Source organism: Pseudoalteromonas sp. SR44-8 (assembly GCF_014163635.1).
GTDB lineage: Bacteria > Pseudomonadota > Gammaproteobacteria > Enterobacterales > Alteromonadaceae > Pseudoalteromonas > Pseudoalteromonas rhizosphaerae.
This window is the reverse complement of sequence record NZ_JACJDS010000003.1, coordinates 19,613-42,668: the sequence shown is the minus strand read 5'-3', so window position 1 is coordinate 42,668 and position 23,056 is coordinate 19,613. Positions and strand designations below refer to the sequence as shown.

The window sequence follows — 23,056 nt, the reverse complement described above, 5'->3', positions numbered from 1 at the left end:
CTGTTACTTCTTTTTAATACTAGGCCACACAAAGCCACTGTTTTGCGGTTGTGCATCGACACAGTTATCGAGGTATAACTGCTCGACCTTGGTACGAGCCCAAGGTGTTTTACGTAAAAATTTTAGGCTCGATTTTACACTTGGGTCTGATTTAAAACAGCGAATATCAACATGCTCACCCATCGCTTTCCAGCCAAGTGTTTGCTCGAGTTTTACTACTATTTGTTCGAGTGTAATGCCATGTAACGGGTTGTTTGCTTGCTGATTCATAATTCACTATTGCTTGATAAAAGTCGCTGCTATTGTAACGTAACTGTGCGTTGATACCAATTCTATTAATTAACGCGAATTGTTTTAGGAGCGGTTGGGTAAATAATTTCATTTTGCTCGTTGAGCATTAACCAATTTAACGCGCTATTATTGTGATGAGGGTTTTTTGCTGCACAAATCACCCGCACATTAGCCATTATAATAATCGCACCTTCGCTGTAGCGTTGATCTTCAAACCAACAGAGTTGTTGCTCGCTAACTATATTTTTTGCGTCAAGAAACAAGGCTGGTTTTTGATTATTACTGAAACTATTAGCCGAGTAAATTACACTGATAAAACAGATGCCTATAATCGTTATAATTCGCATATTTAGCCTTTGCATTAAAAAATAACTACACTAAGCTTATACCTAAGTTATCCCAAAATACTAGTTTCAGTTGCAATTAAATGCGTTTAAACCAGCCCACTTAGGGTTTTAGGGTGACTTGGCCATAAAATGTGTTAGGGTAAAATCCACAAAAATAATTTTCTAAAGACAAGGTGAGCACATGCAATTTAAACAAACGATGATTGACGAATTTACACTGTTAGCAAAATTTCCATTAACCAGTAAAATGCAAGGTATTAAGTTACATAGTGATGCTGATGAAAGCTTATTAAGCGCGGCACAACGATTGTTTGATAAAGGTATTATAGATAGCCCAGATGGCGGTTACTTAACCGATCTGGGCTTAGATCTGATAGAGCACGTAACCGTGCTACACAGTGCGTTGGGTAATTAAAAAATATCAGGCTGCATCCGGTTGGTTTTGTGGTGCAGCATCAATAAATGCATCAAGCTTGTTACAACGTTCATAAATGGCTGCTATTTTCGGATACGCAGTCATATCAACGTTAAAACGATAAGCATTAAATACTTGCGGCACTAAACACACATCAGCAAGGCTAGGTTTATCACCCACACAATATTCATTTGTATGATCAAGTAGCTGTTCAATTTTTTCAAAACCAACCTCTACCCAATGACGATACCAGGTATTTTTGATTGCATCGTCAGCACCAAGTTCACCGCTTAAATATTTCAGTACCCGTAGGTTATCAATAGGATGAATATCGCAGGCAATGGCATAACATAAATTACGGATCTGGGCTTTTTGCCAGGCATCACCAAATAATAGTGGTGTGTCGGGGTGTGTTTCTTCAAGGTATTCTAAAATTGCCATCGATTGTGCGAGTACACCGTCATTGGTTTCCAGCGCAGGTAATAACCCTTGCGGGTTTTTATCTAGGTATTCAGGTGCTTGTTGCTCAGATTTTAGTAAGTTAACAGTTACTAACTCATGCTGAATATTTTTTAAATTAAGCGCAATACGCACGCGATATGCGGCAGATGAACGAAAATATGTATAAAGTTTCATGGTTCAATTATCCTTGTGGGCCACTGTAGTGTTTTTTAATAGTACGCCAGCAGTCAGTGTAGTTAGGTTGGCGCTCTTTGCCTTCTAATGCGTATTTTGTTGGTGAAATAACGTAACGTGATTCAAACATAAACGCGAGGGTATTTTCGTAGCGTTGCGGTTCAAGCTCTGCGTTAGAGGCCTTTTCAAATACATCAGCTTCTGGGCCATGCGGTGACATACAATTATGTAAACTCATGCCTCCTGGTACAAAACCGTGCTCTTTGGCGTCGTACACGCCTTCAATTAAGCCCATAAATTCACTCATAATATTGCGGTGATAATAGGGTGGGCGAAAAGTGTTTTCTGCCACCATCCAGCGTGGAGGAAAAATTGCAAAATCAATATTAGCAACGCCTTCTGTGCCTGATGGGGATGTCAGTACTGTGAAAATAGACGGATCCGGATGATCAAAGCTCACTGTATTCATTACATTAAAACGTGCTAAATCATATTTATAGGGTGCACTGTTGCCTGTCCAGGCTACAACATCTAAAGGGGAGTGGCCTATATCACAGCGGAACATATTACCGTTGAACTTAGCAACCAACTCAAACTCACCTTCTTTATCTTCAAAGGCAGCAACAGGGTATTGAAAATCACGGTCGTTAGCGTAGCCGTTGGCTCCCACTGGGCCGCGCTCAGCTAACACATAAGCATGACCATAATTTTCACAGATATAACCACGAGCAGTATCAGAGAGCAAAACGACTTGGAATTTAATGCCACGCGGGATCACTGCGATTTCACCCGCTTTAATCATTAAATTACCACATTCTGTTTTCAGCAGTAACTGACCTTGCTGCGGCACAAATAACATTTCGCCGTCGGCATTATAAAAATAACGATCAGTCATTGATTTATTCGCTACATAAACATGGATGCCAATTCCTGTTTGGCCATTGGCGCTGCCGTTTGCAGCCATAGTGATCAAACCATCAATGAAATCGGTTGGTGTGGTTGGAATATCAATTGGATCCCAACGAAGCATAGTAGGTGGAGTCGGGACTTCGGTAATTGGGGCGGTGCGAATTAAACCGTTATCAATTGCGCTGTAATCACCTTGGACAACCGATGGGCGAATACGGTACATCCAAGTGCGGCGGTTATCAGCACGCGGCGCGGTAAATGCGGTGGTACTAAATTGTTCAGCGTATAAATCGTATTTTACTTTTTGCGGGCTAAACTGCCCAATAGGCAATGCGCCAGGCAGAGCTTCGGTTTCAAACTCATTGCCAAATCCTGTCATATATTTTAATTCGCTGGTCATCACTCGACTCCTTTATGTTTTACTGTAAGATACTCTCAAGTGAGACTAAATTCAAACGTCGTGCTTTTTGTCACTGTACATATTTATGGACACTTAAACATGATTGTAAATTAAGAGGACATAGCCGTTATGGCTCTCGATTTAGAGACATTTTTACCTTATCGTCTGGCTAACTTAGCCAGTAAAATGAGTGAACAGTTTGCACCCGTGTATCAACAACAAAGTGATTTAAGCATTCCTCAGTGGCGTATTTTGTTTAATTTAGCCCAGTTTGGACAAAGCAACGCGAAAGCATTGTGCGAGCAAGCAGCAATGGATAAATCCACGGTATCGCGTGCTATTAAGGCATTGATAGATAAACACTATGTAGTGAGTTTAATCGATCCAGCAGATAAACGCGCCAGCTTGTTAGCGTTGAGTGAGCAAGGGTTGGGCTTGTATCAGCAATTAGCCCCAGCTGCTTTAGCGTGGGAGAAGAATCTGTTGGATGTTTTAACTCAAGCCGAGTATCAAACCTTGCTTAGTTGTTTAGATAAGTTAACTAGTAAATTAGATGAATAAAACAAAAAGCCCATCAAAAGATGGGCTTTAAAATTAATTTAATTTGTAAGTTACTTTAGCAAATTAGAATGTGTATTTAACACCTACACGCATTTCCCAAAGTGACGGCTTAGTTTCTACACTTGCACCTGCTGGATCATTAAAGCTGGTGTAAACGTATTGACCATTAACAATTTCAGTCGTTACAGCGTTTTGTAATGCGCTGCCGCTTTTCAGCACGCCCCAATCGTCATTTAGCATGTTACCGATGTTTTTGATAACAAAGTATGCTGAGCCTTTTTGATCATCAGTAAAGCCCATAAATTCTTGCTCAACTTTGAAATCGAACGTAACCCACCAATCACCATCAATGCTGTTACGGTTATTGATTTTACCGCGAGTTAGGCCTTCGCTTTCAACCCACTCATTAAAGGCTGCTTGATCAAAATCTGCACCATAAACAACTTGGCTGTCGTCAAGTGTTGGTACATACAATAATTGACGAGCAGCATCGTTGTATCCCATACCACCTGATCTTGAGTCAAATCCATATGAGTAAGGTGTTGTTTGTTGTGCTTGACCAAATAGGTTGAACTTAGTCTCGTAACCATCAAATAACTCATGGCTATACGCTAAACTCATCGTAAAGCGGTGCGGAATTTCATAGTTAGATGTTGCCACACCTGGGTTTTCAGAATCAGACACCGCAACGTAATGATAGTTAGAAAATGCTACAGAGCTAGTCATCGGGTTAACATCTTTAGACACTGTATATGCATAAGAAAGAGCAAAATCGATGCCATTATCAAATGACTTGTTCATTGCAAGAGACAGAATATGCGAGTAAGCATCATCGCCTTTAACATTGGTTAACAAGAAGTCTGAACCACCATTGTAAATTGGGCGACCATCTGGCGCTACACCAGTTTTTTCATATGCTAAGTTTTTAACAATGGCTGAATCTTGCTTATCGGTATAAAGGTAGTCAACATTAAACACATAATCGCTTTCAGTGATATAAGTACCACCTAGTGAGAATTTCCATTCTGATGGAATTTCAAAGTTAGGATCCGTCACATTTACATCAGCATCAGCACCACCTTGGCCTACTTTATCATATAAGCCTTGTGGAATATCGTAACCAGGTTGACCTGCGCCATTGAATGCTATTGCATCAGGACCAAGGATTTGGATATTTCTTTGATTAACTTGAACATTACGAACACCATCGTTTGAATAGCTGTTAGAAATCCATACGTTAGGGTTACCACCTGAATATAAGCCAATACCGCCGCGCAATTCTAACTGATCATTATATATCCAGTTAACACCTAAGCGTGGTTGAAGTAAGTCAACCCCATCAAGATTTTGGCTATTTGAATAGCCATAACGTTCTTCAAAGTTAGCATTATAAGTTGGTGTATCATCACTGGTATACCAGTCATAACGAAGACCTGCAGTAAATGTTACATCATAATCAATAAGTGCAAACTTATCTTGGAAATACACTGTATTCAGTGCATATTTGAATTCACCCGCGGCATCATCAGGATTTTGGCTTGAAGCGTTACCATAGTAAATTCTGTCTACAAAGCCGCTTTCAAACTCTTCAATAGAACCAAAACGGTATTCACCTTCATTATGCTGTACAAATAAGTTGAAAACATCAAGCTCTTCACGCTCATAGCCAAATGATAGCTCATGGTCTTCAAGGTAATATGTACCACCTAATTTAAGTGATAAATTATCATACTTAAGTTTGTTCGCTTGGCGAGAGTCATCAGGACCCATGTAAATATCAATATCACCAGTATCGATTCTAAACTCACCAAAACCAGATGCTGCATCAAGTGAATTTTGACGATTATCAAGTTTTGAGTAACCTACGCGAACTTCAGTTGAAAAGTTATCAGTCCAATCTGAATATACTGATGCTACGTAAGATTGTAGCTCAGCACCACGCTCATAAAAATGATTAGATAAAGCGATTTCGCTAGAATCTGCGTCTGACTGGGCTAGGCTGAAGCCGTCGTTATAGTTATAAACAAAGCTTGCACGGTGAGCTTCGTTAATATTCCAATCTAGCTTAACTAAGATTTTTTCATCTTCAACTGGCATGCTAGGTACCATAGTACCTGGGTCATAATTATATTTATCGATAGCAATTTGGGTAACGCGATCAATAGTTGCTTGATCAATTCGACCGTTAGCAAATGGCGTATAATTAAAAATTTGTGCGCCTTCAAGCTTCTCATAAGAAGTGAATAAGAATAGCTTATCTTCAATAAGAGGAAGGCCTACGTTAAAGCCGTAACGTTTTTCTGAGTAATCACCAAGCTCTTGTTTCTCGCCTTCAATTGAGTCACCTGACATTGAGTCATTGGTATAATCATAGAAGAAACCACCAGTGATTTCGTTGGTACCTGACTTTGTTACGGCGTTAATGTTACATGAAGTAAAACCACCATATTGAACATCAAATGGTGCAAGTTCTACTGCAACTTGTGCAATTGAATCAAACGAGAAAGGCATTCTTTCAGTAGGGTAACCACTTGAGTTTAAGCCAAAGTTATCGTTCATACGAACGCCGTCAACAGTTAAGCTGTTAAAACGTGGGTTACCGCCGCCACAATTGATAGCACCAGCGTTTGTTTCATCGATATAGATACGTGGATCAGCGCGAATAATATCTTTTAAGTCACGGTTAATAGCTGGTTTGTTTTCTAAATCATCTAAAGTGAAATAAGCAGCTGGACCTGTGCTGCCTGATTGAGCGCTAATTGGCGCGCCACTAACAACGATTTGTTCCATTTGTTGCGAGCGAAGTGCAACAGTTACTGGGTAAGTTTGACCAAGTGTTAAATAAACATCATCAAGTTGAGTATCTTCATATTTATCAGAATCAACAATGATTTTATATGGGCCGCCTACGCGTAAACCTTTTGTAGAGAAGTTACCTTGTTCATTTACTGTTGTTGTTTTTGTTGAACCAGAAGGTAAGTGGATAATAGTAATTTGAGTACCAGTGGCTGGGTTGCCATTTGGACCTGTGATTTGGCCTTTTACAGATGATGCAGTTTCATTTGCAAACGCTGCGCCACTTACGCCAACACAAGCTGCGATAGCAAGTGAAAGTGCTGTTTTGCGTAGTTGAATTTTCATTATTAATTTCCCGTGTAAGGTGTAATATTTTTAGTTTTGGTATTAATTTGCTCGGATTTTCCAAGCAGCTAAATTGTACCCTATTATTTCATTACAAATAAGTTACATTGCACATAAATTTGTAATAAAAGTAGTTTAGAACAAAACTTCGGTTTTTCGAGCAATTTAGTACCCATGAGTCAATCTACTCATTAAATATGACAAAAGTATGAAACCCAGTGCTTTATGCATAAAAAAACCCGCTAAAAGCGGGTTTTACATAGAGTTTTAAAAATTAGAACTTGTAGCTGATACCAATCTTAGCTTGCCATGTTGATGAGCTCGTTATTTGGCTATAGTTTCTTACATCAGCGCCACCGAAGCTATTATCAATAATATAGCGTCCTTGGTCATCAAGACCACCAAAATCATAAATTGATTGGTCTGAATAGCCTAAGCGCTTTTCTATACCCCAATCGCTATTAAGTAGGTTAGCGAAATTATCAATCATAAGGTATAGCTCGCCACTATGGCCGTTAGCAAAGCCAGGGATTTCTTGTTTAATGCTGATGTCCATGGTGGTAACCCAAGGCTGCGTTCCAGTATTTTTACCGATAATGCCGCCGCGTTGAGAGATACCTGCGCGATCTAAACGCTCTGCTAATTGTGCCCAATTCATTTCAGAATCAGCCCAATTGACATTCGCATCATCAGCACCCGTTGGAATATAGGCCAAATAAGCACTGTTGCTAAATAAAGAACTTGTGTCGCCTAAGTGAGCATCTTTATACATATTCATTGTATAACTAAATGGACGACCAGAACGGCGTTCAAAATACATATTAAATTTAGTCGCATAACCGGCAATAAACTCAGCATTGTAGCCTAAGTTAATTTTGAAACTGTGCTCAACTTCATAAAAGCCACGTGCTGCCACATCTTGATTACGATTAGCCGTAATATTATGCTTATAGTTACCTTCAGCTTGCGACGCTGATCCAACAGAAGACTCAGTAACATCTTGATGAGCATAACTTGCAGAAACAAATAAACCGTTATCCCATTCTTTAGCAATACCAGTAGAGATAATGACAGAGCGACCATCGTCGGTTGAATTAGTCATTGCAATATCAACATTATCTTTCAATGCACCACTGTAGATGGTTTCATTAATTACACGCTCGCCGTCAGCAGCTAAACCGATAGGACGGATAGAGGTATTATGCCATACAGCTTCATTTTCTTTTTTGTGGTAAGCAATTTCGGCCTGCCATTTAAAGCCATTTCCTAATAGTTCAGAATCAAATTCATATTCAAAGCCAACTTGGGCACGAATACTTGAAGGTAGCTTGAAGTCAGGATCAATGTAAGCGGTACTTCCAGCGCCTTTCTTTAACGAATTCTTAATAACATCAGGGACCTGAGTGATATCTGCTGGGTTATTTTGGTAGTAGTCGTTTATTACACTATTTGGTGCAGAAACGAGGGTAATACCATCTTTTTGAAATGAGTTGTTATACCAGACATTTGGAATGCCACCTTGGAAACGACCAATTCCACCGTTGATAGTTAATGCTTCAGTTGCATAATATTTAAAGCCAACGCGAGGTAGAATAATATCTAAACCATCAAGGTTCTCTTGATTACTAAAACCATAGGTGTTTAGAAAGCTTTCATTAAGAGTCGGTTTATCATCAGATGATAAGCGCTCATAGCGAAGCCCAGCTGTCACTTCTAAGTCATCACTTAAGTAAAAAGTATCTTCAACGTATAAAGCAAATTGACTACGTGTAGCATCATAGGCGGTATCTGCTGAATTATTAGTGTACGCATTTTGATATGAGAAGTTGTATGCACTCACTTCGCGGTTAGCAAATTGATCAAGACTAGTGAATTTCCATGTACCTAATGAGTTCTCAGCAAACAAGTTATATAAACGAAGTGACTCATATTGAGCCCCAAAGTTTATTTCGTGCTCGTCCATTAGATAAGTTGCATCAAACATCAGTGTTAAGTTTTCAGTTTCAGATTTGTTCGCATGGCGATATCTATCAGTACCAAAATTAAAACTAGGGCCATTTCTGCCATCTTCTTCTACGGTGATGCTACCTAAGTTAGAGCGAGTAACACTGTCAGAGGTTACATCTTTATAGGCAATACCAATCTCTGTTGAAAAGTCTTCAGTCCAATCAGAATAAAGCTTAGTGGCAAAGTTATTAAACTTAGTAACATATGCATATGTATTTGATTTTAATACAATGTTATTACCACCCTTACTAAAGTTACGCTCATCTTGATCATCTTGCCATTGATACGTGAAATCTAGGCGATGCTCATCACTGGCATTCCAACTAAGCTTAACCAATAAATTTTTATTGGTGTCTTCAGGAGCCCCGGCTAATGAGTCTGTTAAACCATATTCGTCATTTAAAATAGCAATAAAACGATTGTAGCTGTCTTCGGTTATATTAAATTCATTTGCAGCACCTGAATTTTCAAAGCCATACTCTAAATCCTGCTCACTTGACCACTGTGCGTAGTTTACAAAGTAAAACAGTTCATTTTTAACAACTGCGCCACCGACATTAAAACCAAAACGTTGTTCAGTTTGAATCGGTTTTACTTTATTTGTTGAATAAGTTTTATAACCGGCTTCATCAGTACCTCTTTCGTTAATTGTTTGAACATCGCCGGCCATATCTGGTGTAGATGTTTCATAGAAACCTGAAAATTTGAATTCGTTAGTACCAGACTTCGTTACGGCATTTATTGTACCGCCGCCAAAGTTACCTTTAGAAGCTGAAAAAGGTGATACGTCTACTGAAACTTGCTCTATTGCATCAAGTGAAACAGGAGGTTGAGACGTTGGGTAGCCCTTAGGATTCAAACCAAAGTCATCGTTTTGACCAATACCATCAACAGTCAGGCCATTAGTACGAGGGTTGCTACCAGCAAACGTTAACTCGCCATTACCATTGATACTTGCTAAAGGATTTAGACGGGCAATATCTTTAATGTCACGGTTAAAGCTTGGCATATTTCTGATTGTATCTTCGCCAAAGGTACTGCTTGAACCACCAGATTGTTGAATAATTTTATAGCCTGATACTTCAATTTTTTCGATGTTAGCTGCTTGAAGCTGAGAATTAAGACGATATGTATCGCCCAGCTCTAAATATATATTTTCAAGCATGGTATCGGTAAATTGGTCTGAATCAATAAACACAGTGTAAGGGCCGCCAACACGTAAACCATTGGCAATAAAGGTACCGCTTTCATTGGTTGTTAATTCGCTTACAGTGCCAGTTGGTTGGTGAATAACTTTAATTTTCACATTTGCAGCTGCAGTGCCAGAAGGTGTAGTAATTTTACCACGCATAGCGGATGAGGTATCTGCTGCCATTACGCTTGTAGAAACACCTAAGGCTAGGATCACAGCCCCAGTTAATTTCGAAAGGCGAAGCTTATTCATTTTGTTGATTCCCGTGGAAAGTTAAGGTTTATTACTTGTTTGTGTTAGCTGACATCTTAAGTGCCTTTGCTAACGGTTTTGCTGAACTATCAAATAACGTATTTAATAATCCTGCTAATCGAATACCGGCTTGTTGTAAGCGAGTTTTAATAATCGGTGTATTTTCGTAAATGTAGCTAAAGCCAATCTCGTCATTATTTAGCTTGTATAGTTTGTCAGCTAAATTGTGTGACTCTGTTACCCATTGCTCTGGTGAACTGGCTAGGTACTCGGTAATTATTTCTGCATTATCAGTATCAATAAACTGCGCGAATTCAGTGAATGATAGGTTCTCATTTTCGATTAATTTAGTGTCCCACAATGAGTGCAGGTTGGTTGGCTGGCCAAAAAAGGTAACGTTAACACGGTTACCACCTCTGTCTTCTGCACGTCCGGCATGAAACGGCTGATGGCTATCGCCAACTAAATGAACAAGAAAGCGTAAGCTAAAACGTTTGGCATCTATTGAGCTGTTTTTGTTTTGTAGTGTATCGATGGCAAAATACATCCCTTCAAGAATGTTGCTTACATTATCTTTATTTAAGTTTTCATCGTGGTTGTGAGTAAATGTAGATGAGTTGCTTGGCGCGTTAATGTAATGCCAACGAGAAGATTTTTTTTGCCAAAAAGGACTCGGATCAGAGCGCATTTCATCAGCCCAAGTAGCAATTTGCGCTAGGCTTTGCCCTTCTAAAAGTGCTTTAAGCTCTGCTTTAGTTGCGTCTGTTATGTGATTTTCGGCAATTTTACCGACTATTCTGTGGCCATTTTGTCCCCAAGCCAATACATTTTGTGATGATAAAAGTACTGCGCCGACTAAAAGATAACTAAATCCATGTGTAATTTTGCGTAACATTTGTGTTTTCCTCAATGATCTTATTTGGCAAGAGCGGCCTCTTCTATGGCGCGAATTGTCCTGATTTTGAGATAAATAGGAAGGACTCAAAGAAATTCATAATTTCCCATTGATAGTTCTTTTAATTCATAAGCTTAACTGTTTTGGGTAAAATTACTTGTTGTAATAAGTAATTTAAATTGGTCAAATAGAAGGATGAATCGTTTTGGATTGTTGAACTTTTGAAAATTAAACAGCTGCTTTTGCAACACAGCTTCTTTGTTACTGTTTTGTTACTGTTTTTTTTGTTGGTTTGGCTCAGTGGCCAGCTGAGTGTGATTACATCAACGGGTACCTTGAAGCCTTTAATTGAAACATCTAGTCGTTGTCAGACGAGGGCAACAGAAAACCAATCGCAATTAATTGTCTATGCCTCGTCGCAAAAGGTCGCTCGTTCTTTAATACAAAACCTGTGTGAAGATCCCGTTGTAGCAAAACAATATGGCGAAGTGATCGCTTTATGGGGTTACCGTACTGCCGATAGCATTGAGTTCATTGGTAAAGGTATTGCTGATTTAATTTTAGCAAAAAACAACATTATGTCAGCCTTCAAAGCTGAATCGACCTATAACTACCAGCCTGTGGTTGGCTTTCCAAGTTATACTGCGTTTTTTATTTCAGCTAAAGAAAAGCCAAAAATTAACAAGCAATACTTTTTGGGGAAACGGATTGGCTTACTTGATTATCCTACAAGCCGATCGGGGCATATACTACCTAAACAAAAGTTTAAAGATTTAGGGATCAACCTTGAAAATTTAAAAATTACTTACGCCAGTTCACATAATGAGCTTAGGGAGTTATTAGCCAATGGACAGGTTGATTTAATAGCCTCTTTTTGGAAGGAAGCAGATCAGGCGCATTTTTCTAAAAATTATATAACTCCAATCAGCGATAATGTAATAGGCACACGTTGGTACTTTAAAATGCAGCATGAGAACACTGATTTGCTGTGCGCTATCCAATCTCAATTAATCCAATTATCTAAGCAGCAAGTGTCGACTTATTTTAATCATGTTGAACCATACTGGCATTGTTCAGCGGGTAAAGCTGAATTCTTAGGAGAGCAACGTGATGAATAATAAGCGCTTGTTTGGCGTGACACTGCTTATTTTTAGTGCGGCGCTATTGACGTTTAAACTCTCTAGTTATCTGCAGCAGGCGCAACATAACGATTTAATAATGGCTGATATTGAAAACCGAATTGCACTAGATTTACCTCGGTTAGACTTATCAAATCGTTTTTTGAAACACTCGGGTAATCATGATGCTATTGTTGGTTATCTACAACGTTTGAATATGCAATTGATACAACAGCCAATTCAAGTTAATACCATCAATGATGTCTCACTGGCATTAACAAATAATGGCCGCGAAAGTCGGATAGAGTATCTTGAAACAAGTGATCAAAAAGTTGCGATTACATTTTTAATTGAGACGCGTTGGTGGCATACAAGCGATATTTATACCTTTATTGTATTGTTATTATTGGCTTTTTTATTTTCTAAGTGGGCTGAACTTATTAACCGAACATCGCTGAAACACTTAGCATTAAAAGAACAAGTAGAGCAACTTCCACTGATTAATGTACAAGTGAAACTAGTGATTGATTTGCAAGATAAGGTTTTGGCTATTAATGATAACGCTGAGATAAAAGCTGGCTTAGCTAACAAACCACTGTGTTTTTACTTGGCTTTAATCGAGTTTTGCGTTGAGAATCCGGACGTGACACTTAATCAAAACAAAGATGTGCCGGATGAGTTAATTGAACTTGCTAATAAGTATTTTTACCGATTAACACAACTTGGCCATACTATTCGTAAACGGCCTAATTTTACTAACAGTCTAGAAAAAACCTTGAGTGAAATTAGGGCTGCATTGGATGAGGTACTTATTGAACACTCACAGCTGAAGGAAATATATTACCCTCCTAAGGCACATGGTGAAGGCTCTCGGTCACGGTTACATAGTTATGGTTTATCGAATATCAAAGCAGATGATATAGAGGTGATAGGCAAATAACCTTAACCTGGTTAGTGAGTTAGTTCAGAATAAAAACCTCACACTGCTAATACTTAAACTGTGTGAGGTAAGCTCTGATTATTTAGGAGCAAATTCAATGGCTTTGACTGGACTATTTTCAATAAAGAAGCGTTTTAATGCCTGTGCATCTGTTTCGTCAGTGCTGACAAATCCTTTATGATTTATCAGTATCGGGTAGCCGTCACCGCCAGATGCATTGTAGCTATTAATGCTCATGCGATAGGTTTTGTTTTTATCCAAAGCTTTGCCGTTGATCATCACTTTAGTCAGCGCATTATCGTTACGCTCGAAGCTTAATTTGTGGTATTGCAAATAAGCACCAGAATCCGGTGGGAAACTAGTTACGGTCTCAAGGTAATCCCAAAGCTCTTGGCCTTGCCAATCAACATACGCGATGCGATTTTTAAAAGGGTGTACTTTTAAAATATCTTTATAACTAACTGCACCTGCAGCAATACTATCACGTACGCCACCGCCACTGATGATACCAAAATCGGCGCCAACAACATTCATTTGTGCTTGCACAATAACGCGCGATAAGTTGGTTTGTTGATAACGAACTTTATTGCGATCGCCCTCAAGCTTTGCATCAACATAACCAATTTCACCTTCAATTTGTTTTGCACCTTTGGCTTGGTAATCAGCTAAAAATGTTTTTAAGGCAGCGTCTGGTTTGATGTATTCGTTGGCAAGCTCAGGCTTAATTGAACCATCAGCTTGCGTTTTATCAACGTATAAGTTAACTGGCAATAATTTATAATCTAATAAGGTTAATACGCCGTTTTCTTGTTTAAACTCGGCTTTGCCGACATATTTACCCCATTCATGAGCTTGCATTATCCACGTACCATTTTGTTGGTCTGGTTTACATGTCATACCGGGTTTAAAGTTATCGTCATTTTTATTTTCGCTTGCCATGCACACAGGTTCTTGTGAGTGACCGCCGATGATCATATCAAGGGTATGAGCCGGTAAAGAGCGGGCAAGGGTAACATCGCCAGGTGCATTTATGCCATAATTCGCATCAACATAATGACCCATATGAGTTACTGCAATCGTGATATCCGGTTGATATTGTGCTTTGATTTTCTCAGCTAAAGCTTGGGTTACTGCAACTGGCTCTTGAAATTCAAGGCCGCCGATATACTGCGGGTTGCCTATTTTAGCGGTATCTGTGGTTGTCAAACCAATAACGGCGATTTTCAGCCCCTGTTTGTTAAAAATCTTATAGGATTCGAAGGCATTTTTACCGGTTTTTTTATCAATTATATTAGCCGAAAGAAGCGGGAAATTTGCCCACTGCTGCTGTTGTTTTAAAACACTCAGTGGATTATCAAATTCATGATTACCAATCGCCATCGCATCGTAACCAATTAATGACATTCCTTTAAAATCAGGCTCTGCAAATTGCAGGTCTGATTCTGGAATGCCTGTATTTATATCACCACCAGATAGAAGTAGCACTGCGTGACCTTGTTGCTGCGCATCAGCACGTAACTGGTCGATTAAGGTTTTACGTGCAGCCATACCGTATTCACCTTTTTCGTTATGCCAAAAGCGGCCATGATTATCATTGGTATGTAAAATGGTGAGATAGTGAATATCTGCTGTATCAGCTTGTTGAACGGAGGTTTGATGATTACTACATGCAGTAATGCTTAGTAATAGGAAAAATGAAAGTAATATGCGCATAATATGACCCGTGTTGTCAGTGTTGTGCTATTTATTAAGCGCATAGTTTAAACTAGTTTTATTGCAAAATAACGTAATTATTCTATTTTAATGTCATCTTGGAAATTTAACTTTCCAGTTGCCGCTAATTGACGTCGCTGTAACTCTTGTTCTGCTAATGCTGATTTTTCATGGTTATTACCCACCATCCAGTTTAAAAAGCTTGCCGGTAACTTAGTGTACGCCTCTCCTTGGTGTAAGCCAAAATCACATATGTGTTGCTCTTCATACGACATAGTTGTTAATCCTGTTGTGTGTGTTTTATTGTTATAAATAATACTAACAAAATAAACTCGGCTATTAAGACGATTTCGTTTTAAACAAAATTTATTTATAACGTGAGTGAATAACAAGATAATGTAATTACATGTAATTTAAATGTAATCAATTCGGTTTGATTTGTTTAAAGGTACGTTTTGCTATCGTAATCTCCACAAGAGTTCTTTATTATTTGCATTAAATTCACATAACCACAACATTCTTCAGGATAGATATAATAATGAAAAAACTATTACTGTGCGGTTTGTTAACCGCAACCTCATTTGCAAGCCATGCCACTGTAGTTGAAATGCAAACTTCACAAGGCGCTATTAAGGTCGATTTGTTTGATCAACAGACTCCGAAAACGGTCGAGAACTTTTTAAGTTATATACAAAGTGATGCGTACAACCAAACCGTGATCCACCGTTCAATCAAGGACTTTATTATTCAAGGCGGAGGCTTTACTTTTACCGATGATTTTAAAGCGATCACAACGTCACCAGCTGTTGTGAATGAGCCAGAACTATCGAATGTAAAAGGCACGATTGCCATGGCAAAAGTCGGCGGTGATAAAAATAGCGCCACCAGTCAATGGTTTTTTAATCTCAAAGATAATAGTGCAAATTTAGATAAGCAAAATGGCGGTTTTACCGTATTTGGTCAGATTACAGCAGATAGTTATGCAGTGCTTGATAAGATCTCTGCTTTAGTGCATTGCGGTGAAATACCGGTAGTTAATCTCACTAAAGACCAATGTGCAAGTGCAGATACTACGCTGACTATTGCTAATTTAGTGTCGATCAATAGTGTTGTGGTACTGGATAATGATCCAAATTCGTCAGTAAATTTATCTCCAAAAGAAAATACGCTAATTGACGATCCAACTCCAACTCAGCCTGATGATGGGGATAGCTCAAGTGGTAGTATGAGCTGGTTACTACCATTATTATTGCTTGGCTTTAAACGCCGCCGCGCAGCTTAAAGGTATATACTTGCTATCGGGTTATGTGTCCCGATAGCAAACGTAACGCTTTAGAGTGCAAATACCCGCATTACTAATAACACCCACATAGTTAAAACCAGTAAACAGCCAAGCAAAAAGCTATAATAGCGAGGTTTTACGCTATTGCTGCCTAAATGAATAATACTGTGAATGACGCGCGAAATCACAAAACCCCAGGCTAAAGTAATAAATACATAACCCGCTGCATTGAGCTGTAAAGCAGCTAAACAGGCTACAAAAAATAGCACTGGTATTTCAAACTGATTAATAAAGTTTCTACCGGCAATATGTACATCATCACCCGCATTATTTAATTGCATAGTGGCAAAATCTTGCATAGTAATCGTTTTGTTACGCGCCGCACTAAAACGGCGGCGGCCCATGACTACCATTACCGTAAAAGTGAGTAGTACCTGAGAAAACATCGCGAGTAATACATATTTTTCCATTAAGAGTCTCATTTGATAAATAACCTAGCTTTAAGCCTAGCAGTTTGTCTTTATAATTCACAATGTGTTACAAAGTATTTAGAAAAATGATTGCAAGGGTTTTGAATTTTACCGATCATTCAAACAACAAATAAGTATGGATCACATTCTCAATATGAAAAAAATAATTACTTTAAGCGCTATTGCTTTAGCAGTATTAAGTGGCTGCGGCACTACCACCACAGCGGTACAGCAGCAAACGTCATTACTTTCAGATACGCTGGTAATAAGTCCCAACGATACTCGTCAATATAAAACCCTTAAACTTGCGAATGAGATTGAAGTAATTTTAGTGTCGGATCCAACTGCTGAAAAATCAGCCGCATCATTGAGTGTGGGTGTTGGTTTATTACATGATCCAATCAGCCAGCAGGGAATGGCGCATTATTTAGAGCACATGCTATTTTTAGGCACAGATCGTTACCCAGATACCAAGGGTTACTCTGATTTTATGACTAAAAACGGCGGCGCCCACAATGCTTATACATGGTTAGATATTACTAATTACATGTTTGAAGTAAATAACGATGCTTACGATGAAGCATTGGATCGTTTTGCTGACTTTTTTAAATCCCCTAAGCTTTACCCAGAATACACCGATAAAGAAAAAAACGCAGTAAACGCCGAATGGTCAATGCGTCGCGAGATGGATTTTTTTGGTCAGTTTAAGCTTGCCCGACAAATGATGGGCGATCATCCAGCTAATCGTTTTTTAATCGGTAATCTTGAAACATTAGGTGATAAAGACGGTAGCTCTCTACATAAAGAAACCGTTGATTTTTATAATAAATACTACTCTTCTAACATTATGAAAGTAGCAATGATTTCAAATCTACCACTTGCGGAAATGGAAGCGAAAGCACAAAAATACTTCGCTGATATTGAAGATAAAAAGATCGACAAACCAACTGTTACCACAAAGCTAGATTTTGATAACGTAGGTGGAAAACGCGTTCACTACGCGCCAAATGAAGACGTAAAAGAGTTACAACTTGATTTTACTATTACCGATAACAGCAATGAGTTTGCCGTTAAACCTAACCGTTTTGTAGCATACTTATTAAGCAATGAAATGCAAGGTAGCCCGGCGCAAATTTTGCGTGATAAAGGCTGGGTTTCACAACTTTCAGCCGGGGCAGCACCAACCCAATATGGTAATTACGGTGCGCTGACGGTTAATGTGCAATTAACAGACGAAGGCATGAAAAACCGTGAAACGATCGTTGCAACAATAATGCAATATATTGATTTGATCAAAAAAGAAGGTGTAGATAGTAAATACTTTAATGAAATTCGCACTTCACTTAATAATGAATTTCAATTTTTAGAAAAAGGCGATGAATTTGGCTATGTCAGTAATTTAACTGGTAGCATGCAAGATTATCCACTAAACCACGTTATTAATGCGCCTTTCTATTATGCTAAGTTTGATGCAGCTGCGATCAACAACGTACTTGCGCAACTCAATGCTGATACTCTACGTATTTGGTATACCTCACAGCAAGAAGAAACCGATTCACAATTGCATTTTTACGATGGTAAATACCGCATTGAAGATATCAGTGATGCTGAAATTGCCAGCTGGAGTAAGCCTAGTCAGTTTGCCTTAGCATTACCTACGGTAAATCGTTTATTACCTGAGAGTTTTGCGATTAAAACAGCACAATTTGCAGAGCAAAAACACCCTAAGCTGGTATATGATAAAAATGGCGTAAAAGTATGGCGTCAAGCGAGTCAAAACTTTGCCGAGCAACCGAAAGGTTTGGTCGAAGTTTACTTAAATACCCCAGATGCTCTGACGGATATCAAAGCTAAAGTACTTTATTCAGTATGGTCTGACTTATTTAACTTACAACAAAGCAAGCTAAGTACCGAAGCTGCCGTGGCAGGTATGAGTGTTGGCCTTGAAGCAAGTAACGGACTTATCCTTTCAATGAGTGGTTTTACCGATAAACAAAATGTTTTACTCGCGCAAGCACTGACAAATATTGATGTGCAAGTAACTGAGCAAGGTTTTGCTCAAGCGCTTGATCGTTACCAACGTGATTTATTAAACGCCCAAAAACAATTCCCTTATTATCAAGCGTTTGGTGAGTACTCTAAATTAATACGAACAGGCAGCTTTGACACCGATGCACTGATCAATACGGCAAAAGCATTAACCATTGCAGATTTTGAGCAGCTTAAACAGCATACCTTTGCTAATAACGAAATGCGGGTGTTCACTTATGGTAATTATAACCAATCAGATGTTGAAGCGATAGCTAAAGAGTTAACGGCAGTTTTACCAGCGGCGCATAAAAGCACTGAATTTGCGCGCAGTAAAGCGTGGTTACCGCAACCAGGCGAAACGATTGTATTGCAAAAAGATATTGATGTGGCTGATGTAGCTATCATTGATATGACCGTACACCCGATTGCAGGCTATAAGCAAAAAGCGCAAGCGCAAGTCTTACAAGGTCACTTTAGTACCGTCGCGTTTGACAAGTTACGTACTGAAGAGCAATTAGCATATGCGGTTGGTGGCTTAGCACGGCCAATTGAAGATTACTCAGCGATTGGCTTGTTTATTCAAACCCCAGTAAAAGATGTAAAAACCATGCAAGCGCGTTTTGAAGAGTTCAAAATGCAATATGCAGTAGAGCTTGATAACATGAGTGAAGAAACCTTCGAGCAGCTTAAAAATGCCGTATTAGTGTCGCTTAAACAGCAGCCTAAAAATCTTAGCGATGAAATGGGCCCACTGATTGGCGATTGGTATCGTGAAAACTTTGATTTTGATTCAAAGGATAAGTTAATCGCTGAAGTTGAAAAAGTCACGCTTGCAGATATTAAAGACTACTACCAGCAAACTATGTTAAACCCACAAGCTGCGCGTTTAAACGTACAGCTTCGTGGTAGCAAATTTGCCGACAAACCGTTTGCAGATTTACCAAAACAAACATTGGTAACAGACTTACAAGCGCACTTTAATGGCATTAAATTGCAAAAGTAATTTAGCTAATTGAAGCGTTGAAAAAGATTAAAGCCCAAGCGATTTGCTTGGGCTTTTTTATGAATCATTATCTTTTAAATAATTTACAAAATGTACGTACAGTGTAACTGTATAAAAAAGGAACAGCTCAAACCGCTAGGATTTTGATGAATAAGATAGTGTCCATATTGCTTCTGCTAAGCCCTTTTTATAGCTTAGCCAACTCATTTGCTGATGATTTTGTAAACGCTGCAAATGATAGAACAACACAAAGCGTGCGCTATGACGGCGCTTATCAACGCATTGCCTATCCAAATGGCGATGTACCTGCCAATATTGGCGTATGCACAGATGTGATTATTCGCAGCTACCGAGCACTGGGTATCGATTTACAAAAGTTAGTTCATGAAGATATGCGCGATAATTTTTCAGTCTATCCATCAACAAGAATATGGGGGCTTACTAAACCCGATAGTAATATTGATCATCGTCGCGTGCCTAATTTACAGGCTTTTTTTAAACGCCACGGTACAGTACTGCCCATAACTAATAATGCTCAGACCTATAAAGCAGGCGATATTGTCACGTGGATGCTGCCGGGCAATTTGCCGCATATCGGTATCGTGGTAGATACATACACTGCAGATAACAAAACCCCATTGATAGTGCATAACATAGGCGCAGGGCCGCAGCGTGAAGACGTGCTGTTTCGCTATAAAATTACAGGGCATTATCGGTATCAGCTATCAGAGTAAATGCTTTTTAAGCAAGGGTGATCAAATGGATGAGCAAGTACAACAAAAGTTTACGACTTACCCTTCACAGGTTGTAGTTGTCTTAAATGAAGTTCGAGAGATTATATTCCGTGTTGCAAAGCAGGATGGTATCACTGAACTTGAAGAAACACTCAAGTGGGGAGAGCCGAGTTATATTTCAAAAATAGGCACTACCATTCGTTTTGATCACAAACCAAAATCAGCTGAGCAATTTTGTATTTACTTTAACTGTAAAACTAAACTTATTGAAACCTTCAAAGAGCTTTATGGTGATACGTTTAGCTATGAAGGTAACCGTGCTTTGGTGTTTAAGCTTAATCAAACCGTGCCAGCTAAAGAGCTAGCCCATTGTATATCGTTGGCTTTGCGCTATAAAAAAATAAAGCACCTGCCATTGCTAGGTGCTTAAATTTAAGAAGTTATTGTCCGGCAGAAAGAGCAACAGCGCGATATAAACTCCCGCCTACGCAAATCTCGCGCTGACAATAGTTATTTGGCTCTTGCAGCGCGAGCCCCATGCAGTTTTTTATAGCTGTCGATCAAACGCTGATGACGATCTAACCCTTCAAGTTGCATATTGGTTGGAGTTAAACCGTAGAACATCACATCACCATTGATAGAGCCGACTACTGCATCCATTACTTTTTGGCCAAACATGCGGGTGAAGCTGTGAATGTAGTCTTCAATTTCTAAGTCATCATTTAGCGCAACTTCTAAAGTCGCGTGCATTGCTTGGTAGAATAACCCGCGTTCAACAGTGTTATCGTTAAACTGTAAGAAGGTTTCAACCAGTTCCATGGTCGCTTCTAAATCGCCTAATGCTAAGTAAATTAGCAGCTTAAGCTCAAGAATAGTTAACTGACCCCACACGGTGTTTTCGTCAAACTCAACGCCAATTAAGGTGATGATATCGATGTAATTATCAAGCTGGCTGTCTTCTAAGCGCTCAACTAAGTCGGCAAGTTGGTCTTCATCTAAACTGTGCAGATTTAAAATATCTTCACGGTATTTAAGGGCTTTATTGGTGTTATCCCAAATTAAGTCTTCGACAGGGTAAACTTCTGAATAATCAGGCACTAAAATACGGCATGCGATGCCAAGATCTGAAAATTCAGCAATATAAGCTTCTTTACCTAAGGCTTTTAAAATACCAAATAAGCTAGCAGTTTCTTCTTCGTTAGTACCTGAAAAATCCCATTCCACAAAGTCATAATCGTGTTTAGCACTGAAAAAGCGCCATGAGATCTTACCGGTTGAATCAATAAAGTGTTCAACAAAGTTTTCAGGTTCAGATACTGCCATGCTGTTGAATGTTGGTTTAGGTACGTCGTTTAAACCTTCAAAGCTGCGACCTTGTAATAGCTCTGTTAAGCTACGTTCAAGGGCCACTTCAAAACTTGGGTGTGCACCAAATGAAGCAAATACGCCACCGGTTTTCGGGTTCATTAACGTTACGCACATGACAGGGAATTGCCCGCCTAGAGATGCGTCTTTTACAACAACCGGAAAGCCTTGCTCTTCTAAGCCTTTAATACCGGCAACAATACTAGGATATTTAGCAAGTATCGCTTCTGGTACGTCTGGCAATACCAGTTCTTGCTCGATGATTTGGCGTTTAACAGCACGTTCAAAAATCTCAGATAAACATTGTACTTTGGCTTCGGCAAAGTTATTACCCGCACTCATGCCGTTACTTAAAAACAAGTTTTCAATCAAGTTTGATGGAAAGTATACAGTTTCGCCGTCAGAGTGACGCACATATGGGATCGAGCAAATACCTCGCTCAACATTACCAGAGTTAGTGTCGATAAGGTGCGAGCCACACAGCTCATCTTCAGGGTTGTAAATGCTCAAGGTATAGTCGTCTAAAATACCTTCTGGTAGTGAGTCATCATCAGTGAGCTGAAACCATTTTTCGTTCGGGTAATGAACAAATTCGCTGTTGGCAATTTCTTCACCAAGGAACTGGTCATTGTAAAAAAAGTTACAGTTTAAACGTTCAATAAACTCGCCAAGGGCTGAACATAATGCGCTTTCTTTGCTGGCGCCTTTACCATTGGTAAAGCACATCGGTGATGCAGCATCACGAATATGCAATGACCAGACGTTTGGTACAATATTACGCCATGATGAAATTTCAATCTTCATGCCTAAGTCAGCCAAAATCGCAGTCATATCAGCAATGGTTTGCTCAAGCGGTAAATCTTTACCTAAAATAAAGGTGTTTTCGCTGCCTTCTGATTTTGCCATTAACATGGCTTGCGCGTCGTTATCTAAGCTTTCTACGGCATCAATTTTAAATTCAGGTATGGTTTGAATAACACGCTTTACGGTACAACGATCAATAGAGCGTAAAATGCCGGTGCGGTCTTTTTCTGAAATACTTTCAGGGAGTTCAACCTGGATTTGGAAGATTTGGTTATAACGATCTTCAGGATCAACAATGTTGTTTTGCGCAACACGAATACCGTCAGTCGAGATATCACGGGCATTACAATACACTTTAATAAAGTACGCAGCACATAAAGCCGAAGATGCTAAAAAGTAGTCAAACGGACTTGGCGCAGAGCCATCGCCTTTGTAACGGATTGGTTGATCCGCAATGACTGAGAAATCGTCAAACTTAGCTTCTAATCTAAGATTATCGAGAAAATTAACTTTAATTTCCATTGAGTTGGTCCACCTTCGTGCGCACTAA

19 protein-coding genes are annotated in these 23,056 nt (G+C 39.2%); 8 read left to right on the top strand and 11 right to left on the bottom strand.

Annotated features, from left to right (window positions below; translation table 11 throughout):
• Positions 1–3: 3 nt before the first annotated feature.
• Positions 4–270, bottom strand: coding sequence for a VF530 family DNA-binding protein (locus H5183_RS01880; protein ID WP_145234376.1), 267 nt, complete (start codon positions 268–270; stop codon positions 4–6).
• 65 nt (positions 271–335) lie between these two features.
• Complete coding sequence (locus H5183_RS01875; protein ID WP_182730768.1) at positions 336–638, bottom strand: DUF1496 domain-containing protein; 303 nt, start codon at positions 636–638, stop codon at positions 336–338.
• A gap of 181 nt (positions 639–819) precedes the next feature.
• Here H5183_RS01875 and H5183_RS01870 point away from each other — a divergent pair, with 181 nt between their 5' ends.
• On the top strand, positions 820–1,053 hold the full coding sequence (locus H5183_RS01870; protein WP_145234371.1) for a TIGR02647 family protein: 234 nt from the start codon (positions 820–822) through the stop codon (positions 1,051–1,053).
• Between the two features lie 6 nt (positions 1,054–1,059).
• Here H5183_RS01870 and maiA read toward each other — a convergent pair whose 3' ends face one another.
• Positions 1,060–1,689, bottom strand: coding sequence for a maleylacetoacetate isomerase (gene maiA / locus H5183_RS01865; RefSeq protein WP_182717586.1), 630 nt, complete (start codon positions 1,687–1,689; stop codon positions 1,060–1,062).
• Between the two features lie 7 nt (positions 1,690–1,696).
• Positions 1,697–2,998 carry a homogentisate 1,2-dioxygenase gene (gene hmgA, locus H5183_RS01860; RefSeq protein ID WP_145234367.1) on the bottom strand — a complete coding sequence of 434 codons (1,302 nt, stop codon included), beginning with the start codon at positions 2,996–2,998 and terminating at the stop codon, positions 1,697–1,699.
• Between the two features lie 129 nt (positions 2,999–3,127).
• Here hmgA and H5183_RS01855 point away from each other — a divergent pair, with 129 nt between their 5' ends.
• Complete coding sequence (locus H5183_RS01855; RefSeq protein ID WP_149979983.1) at positions 3,128–3,559, top strand: MarR family winged helix-turn-helix transcriptional regulator; 432 nt, start codon at positions 3,128–3,130, stop codon at positions 3,557–3,559.
• A 63-nt stretch (positions 3,560–3,622) separates the two neighbouring features.
• Here H5183_RS01855 and H5183_RS01850 read toward each other — a convergent pair whose 3' ends face one another.
• The 3 genes from H5183_RS01850 to H5183_RS01840 all read right to left on the bottom strand — a co-directional run bounded on the left by H5183_RS01850 (position 3,623) and on the right by H5183_RS01840 (position 11,046).
• Entirely contained in the window at positions 3,623–6,700 is a 3,078-nt protein-coding gene (locus tag H5183_RS01850; RefSeq protein WP_145234362.1) for a carboxypeptidase regulatory-like domain-containing protein, read from the bottom strand.
• Between the two features lie 274 nt (positions 6,701–6,974).
• Positions 6,975–10,151 carry a TonB-dependent receptor gene (locus tag H5183_RS01845; RefSeq protein ID WP_182730767.1) on the bottom strand — a complete coding sequence of 1,059 codons (3,177 nt, stop codon included), beginning with the start codon at positions 10,149–10,151 and terminating at the stop codon, positions 6,975–6,977.
• A 31-nt stretch (positions 10,152–10,182) separates the two neighbouring features.
• On the bottom strand, positions 10,183–11,046 hold the full coding sequence (locus H5183_RS01840) for a S1/P1 nuclease (RefSeq protein ID WP_182730766.1): 864 nt from the start codon (positions 11,044–11,046) through the stop codon (positions 10,183–10,185).
• A gap of 221 nt (positions 11,047–11,267) precedes the next feature.
• Here H5183_RS01840 and H5183_RS01835 point away from each other — a divergent pair, with 221 nt between their 5' ends.
• Positions 11,268–12,164: a PhnD/SsuA/transferrin family substrate-binding protein gene (locus tag H5183_RS01835; protein ID WP_182730765.1), complete on the top strand. Its 897-nt coding sequence runs from the start codon at positions 11,268–11,270 to the stop codon at positions 12,162–12,164.
• Positions 12,157–13,104 (top strand): hypothetical protein, encoded by a 948-nt coding sequence (locus H5183_RS01830; RefSeq protein WP_182730841.1) that lies wholly within the window; start codon positions 12,157–12,159, stop codon positions 13,102–13,104. The genes H5183_RS01835 and H5183_RS01830 overlap by 8 nt, the downstream gene beginning before the upstream one ends.
• 78 nt (positions 13,105–13,182) lie before the next feature.
• Here H5183_RS01830 and ushA read toward each other — a convergent pair whose 3' ends face one another.
• Positions 13,183–14,817, bottom strand: a complete 1,635-nt coding sequence (gene ushA / locus H5183_RS01825) for a bifunctional UDP-sugar hydrolase/5'-nucleotidase UshA (RefSeq protein WP_182730764.1) — start codon at positions 14,815–14,817, stop codon at positions 13,183–13,185.
• A 77-nt stretch (positions 14,818–14,894) separates the two neighbouring features.
• On the bottom strand, positions 14,895–15,092 hold the full coding sequence (locus tag H5183_RS01820; RefSeq protein ID WP_145234351.1) for a hypothetical protein: 198 nt from the start codon (positions 15,090–15,092) through the stop codon (positions 14,895–14,897).
• A 263-nt stretch (positions 15,093–15,355) separates the two neighbouring features.
• Here H5183_RS01820 and H5183_RS01815 point away from each other — a divergent pair, with 263 nt between their 5' ends.
• The gene (locus H5183_RS01815) at positions 15,356–16,099 is read left to right on the top strand and encodes a peptidylprolyl isomerase (RefSeq protein ID WP_182730763.1); all 744 of its coding nucleotides are present in this window, start codon (positions 15,356–15,358) and stop codon (positions 16,097–16,099) included.
• Positions 16,100–16,149: 50 nt separating this feature from the next.
• On the opposite strand, the gene H5183_RS01810 is transcribed toward H5183_RS01815, so the two are convergent.
• A complete protein-coding gene (locus tag H5183_RS01810; RefSeq protein WP_149979989.1) occupies positions 16,150–16,569 on the bottom strand; it encodes an MAPEG family protein in 420 nt (139 codons plus the stop codon).
• Between the two features lie 154 nt (positions 16,570–16,723).
• On the opposite strand from H5183_RS01810, the gene H5183_RS01805 reads away from it, so the two are divergent.
• From H5183_RS01805 to H5183_RS01795, 3 genes are all read left to right on the top strand, one after another.
• Positions 16,724–19,603, top strand: coding sequence for an insulinase family protein (locus H5183_RS01805; RefSeq protein ID WP_182730762.1), 2,880 nt, complete (start codon positions 16,724–16,726; stop codon positions 19,601–19,603).
• Positions 19,604–19,749: 146 nt separating this feature from the next.
• On the top strand, positions 19,750–20,337 hold the full coding sequence (locus tag H5183_RS01800; RefSeq protein WP_182730761.1) for a DUF1287 domain-containing protein: 588 nt from the start codon (positions 19,750–19,752) through the stop codon (positions 20,335–20,337).
• A gap of 25 nt (positions 20,338–20,362) precedes the next feature.
• Complete coding sequence (locus H5183_RS01795) at positions 20,363–20,767, top strand: DUF1801 domain-containing protein (RefSeq protein WP_182730760.1); 405 nt, start codon at positions 20,363–20,365, stop codon at positions 20,765–20,767.
• A gap of 80 nt (positions 20,768–20,847) precedes the next feature.
• Here H5183_RS01795 and H5183_RS01790 read toward each other — a convergent pair whose 3' ends face one another.
• Entirely contained in the window at positions 20,848–23,028 is a 2,181-nt protein-coding gene (locus H5183_RS01790) for an OsmC domain/YcaO domain-containing protein (RefSeq protein ID WP_182730759.1), read from the bottom strand.
• Between the last annotated feature and the right edge of the window lie 28 nt (positions 23,029–23,056).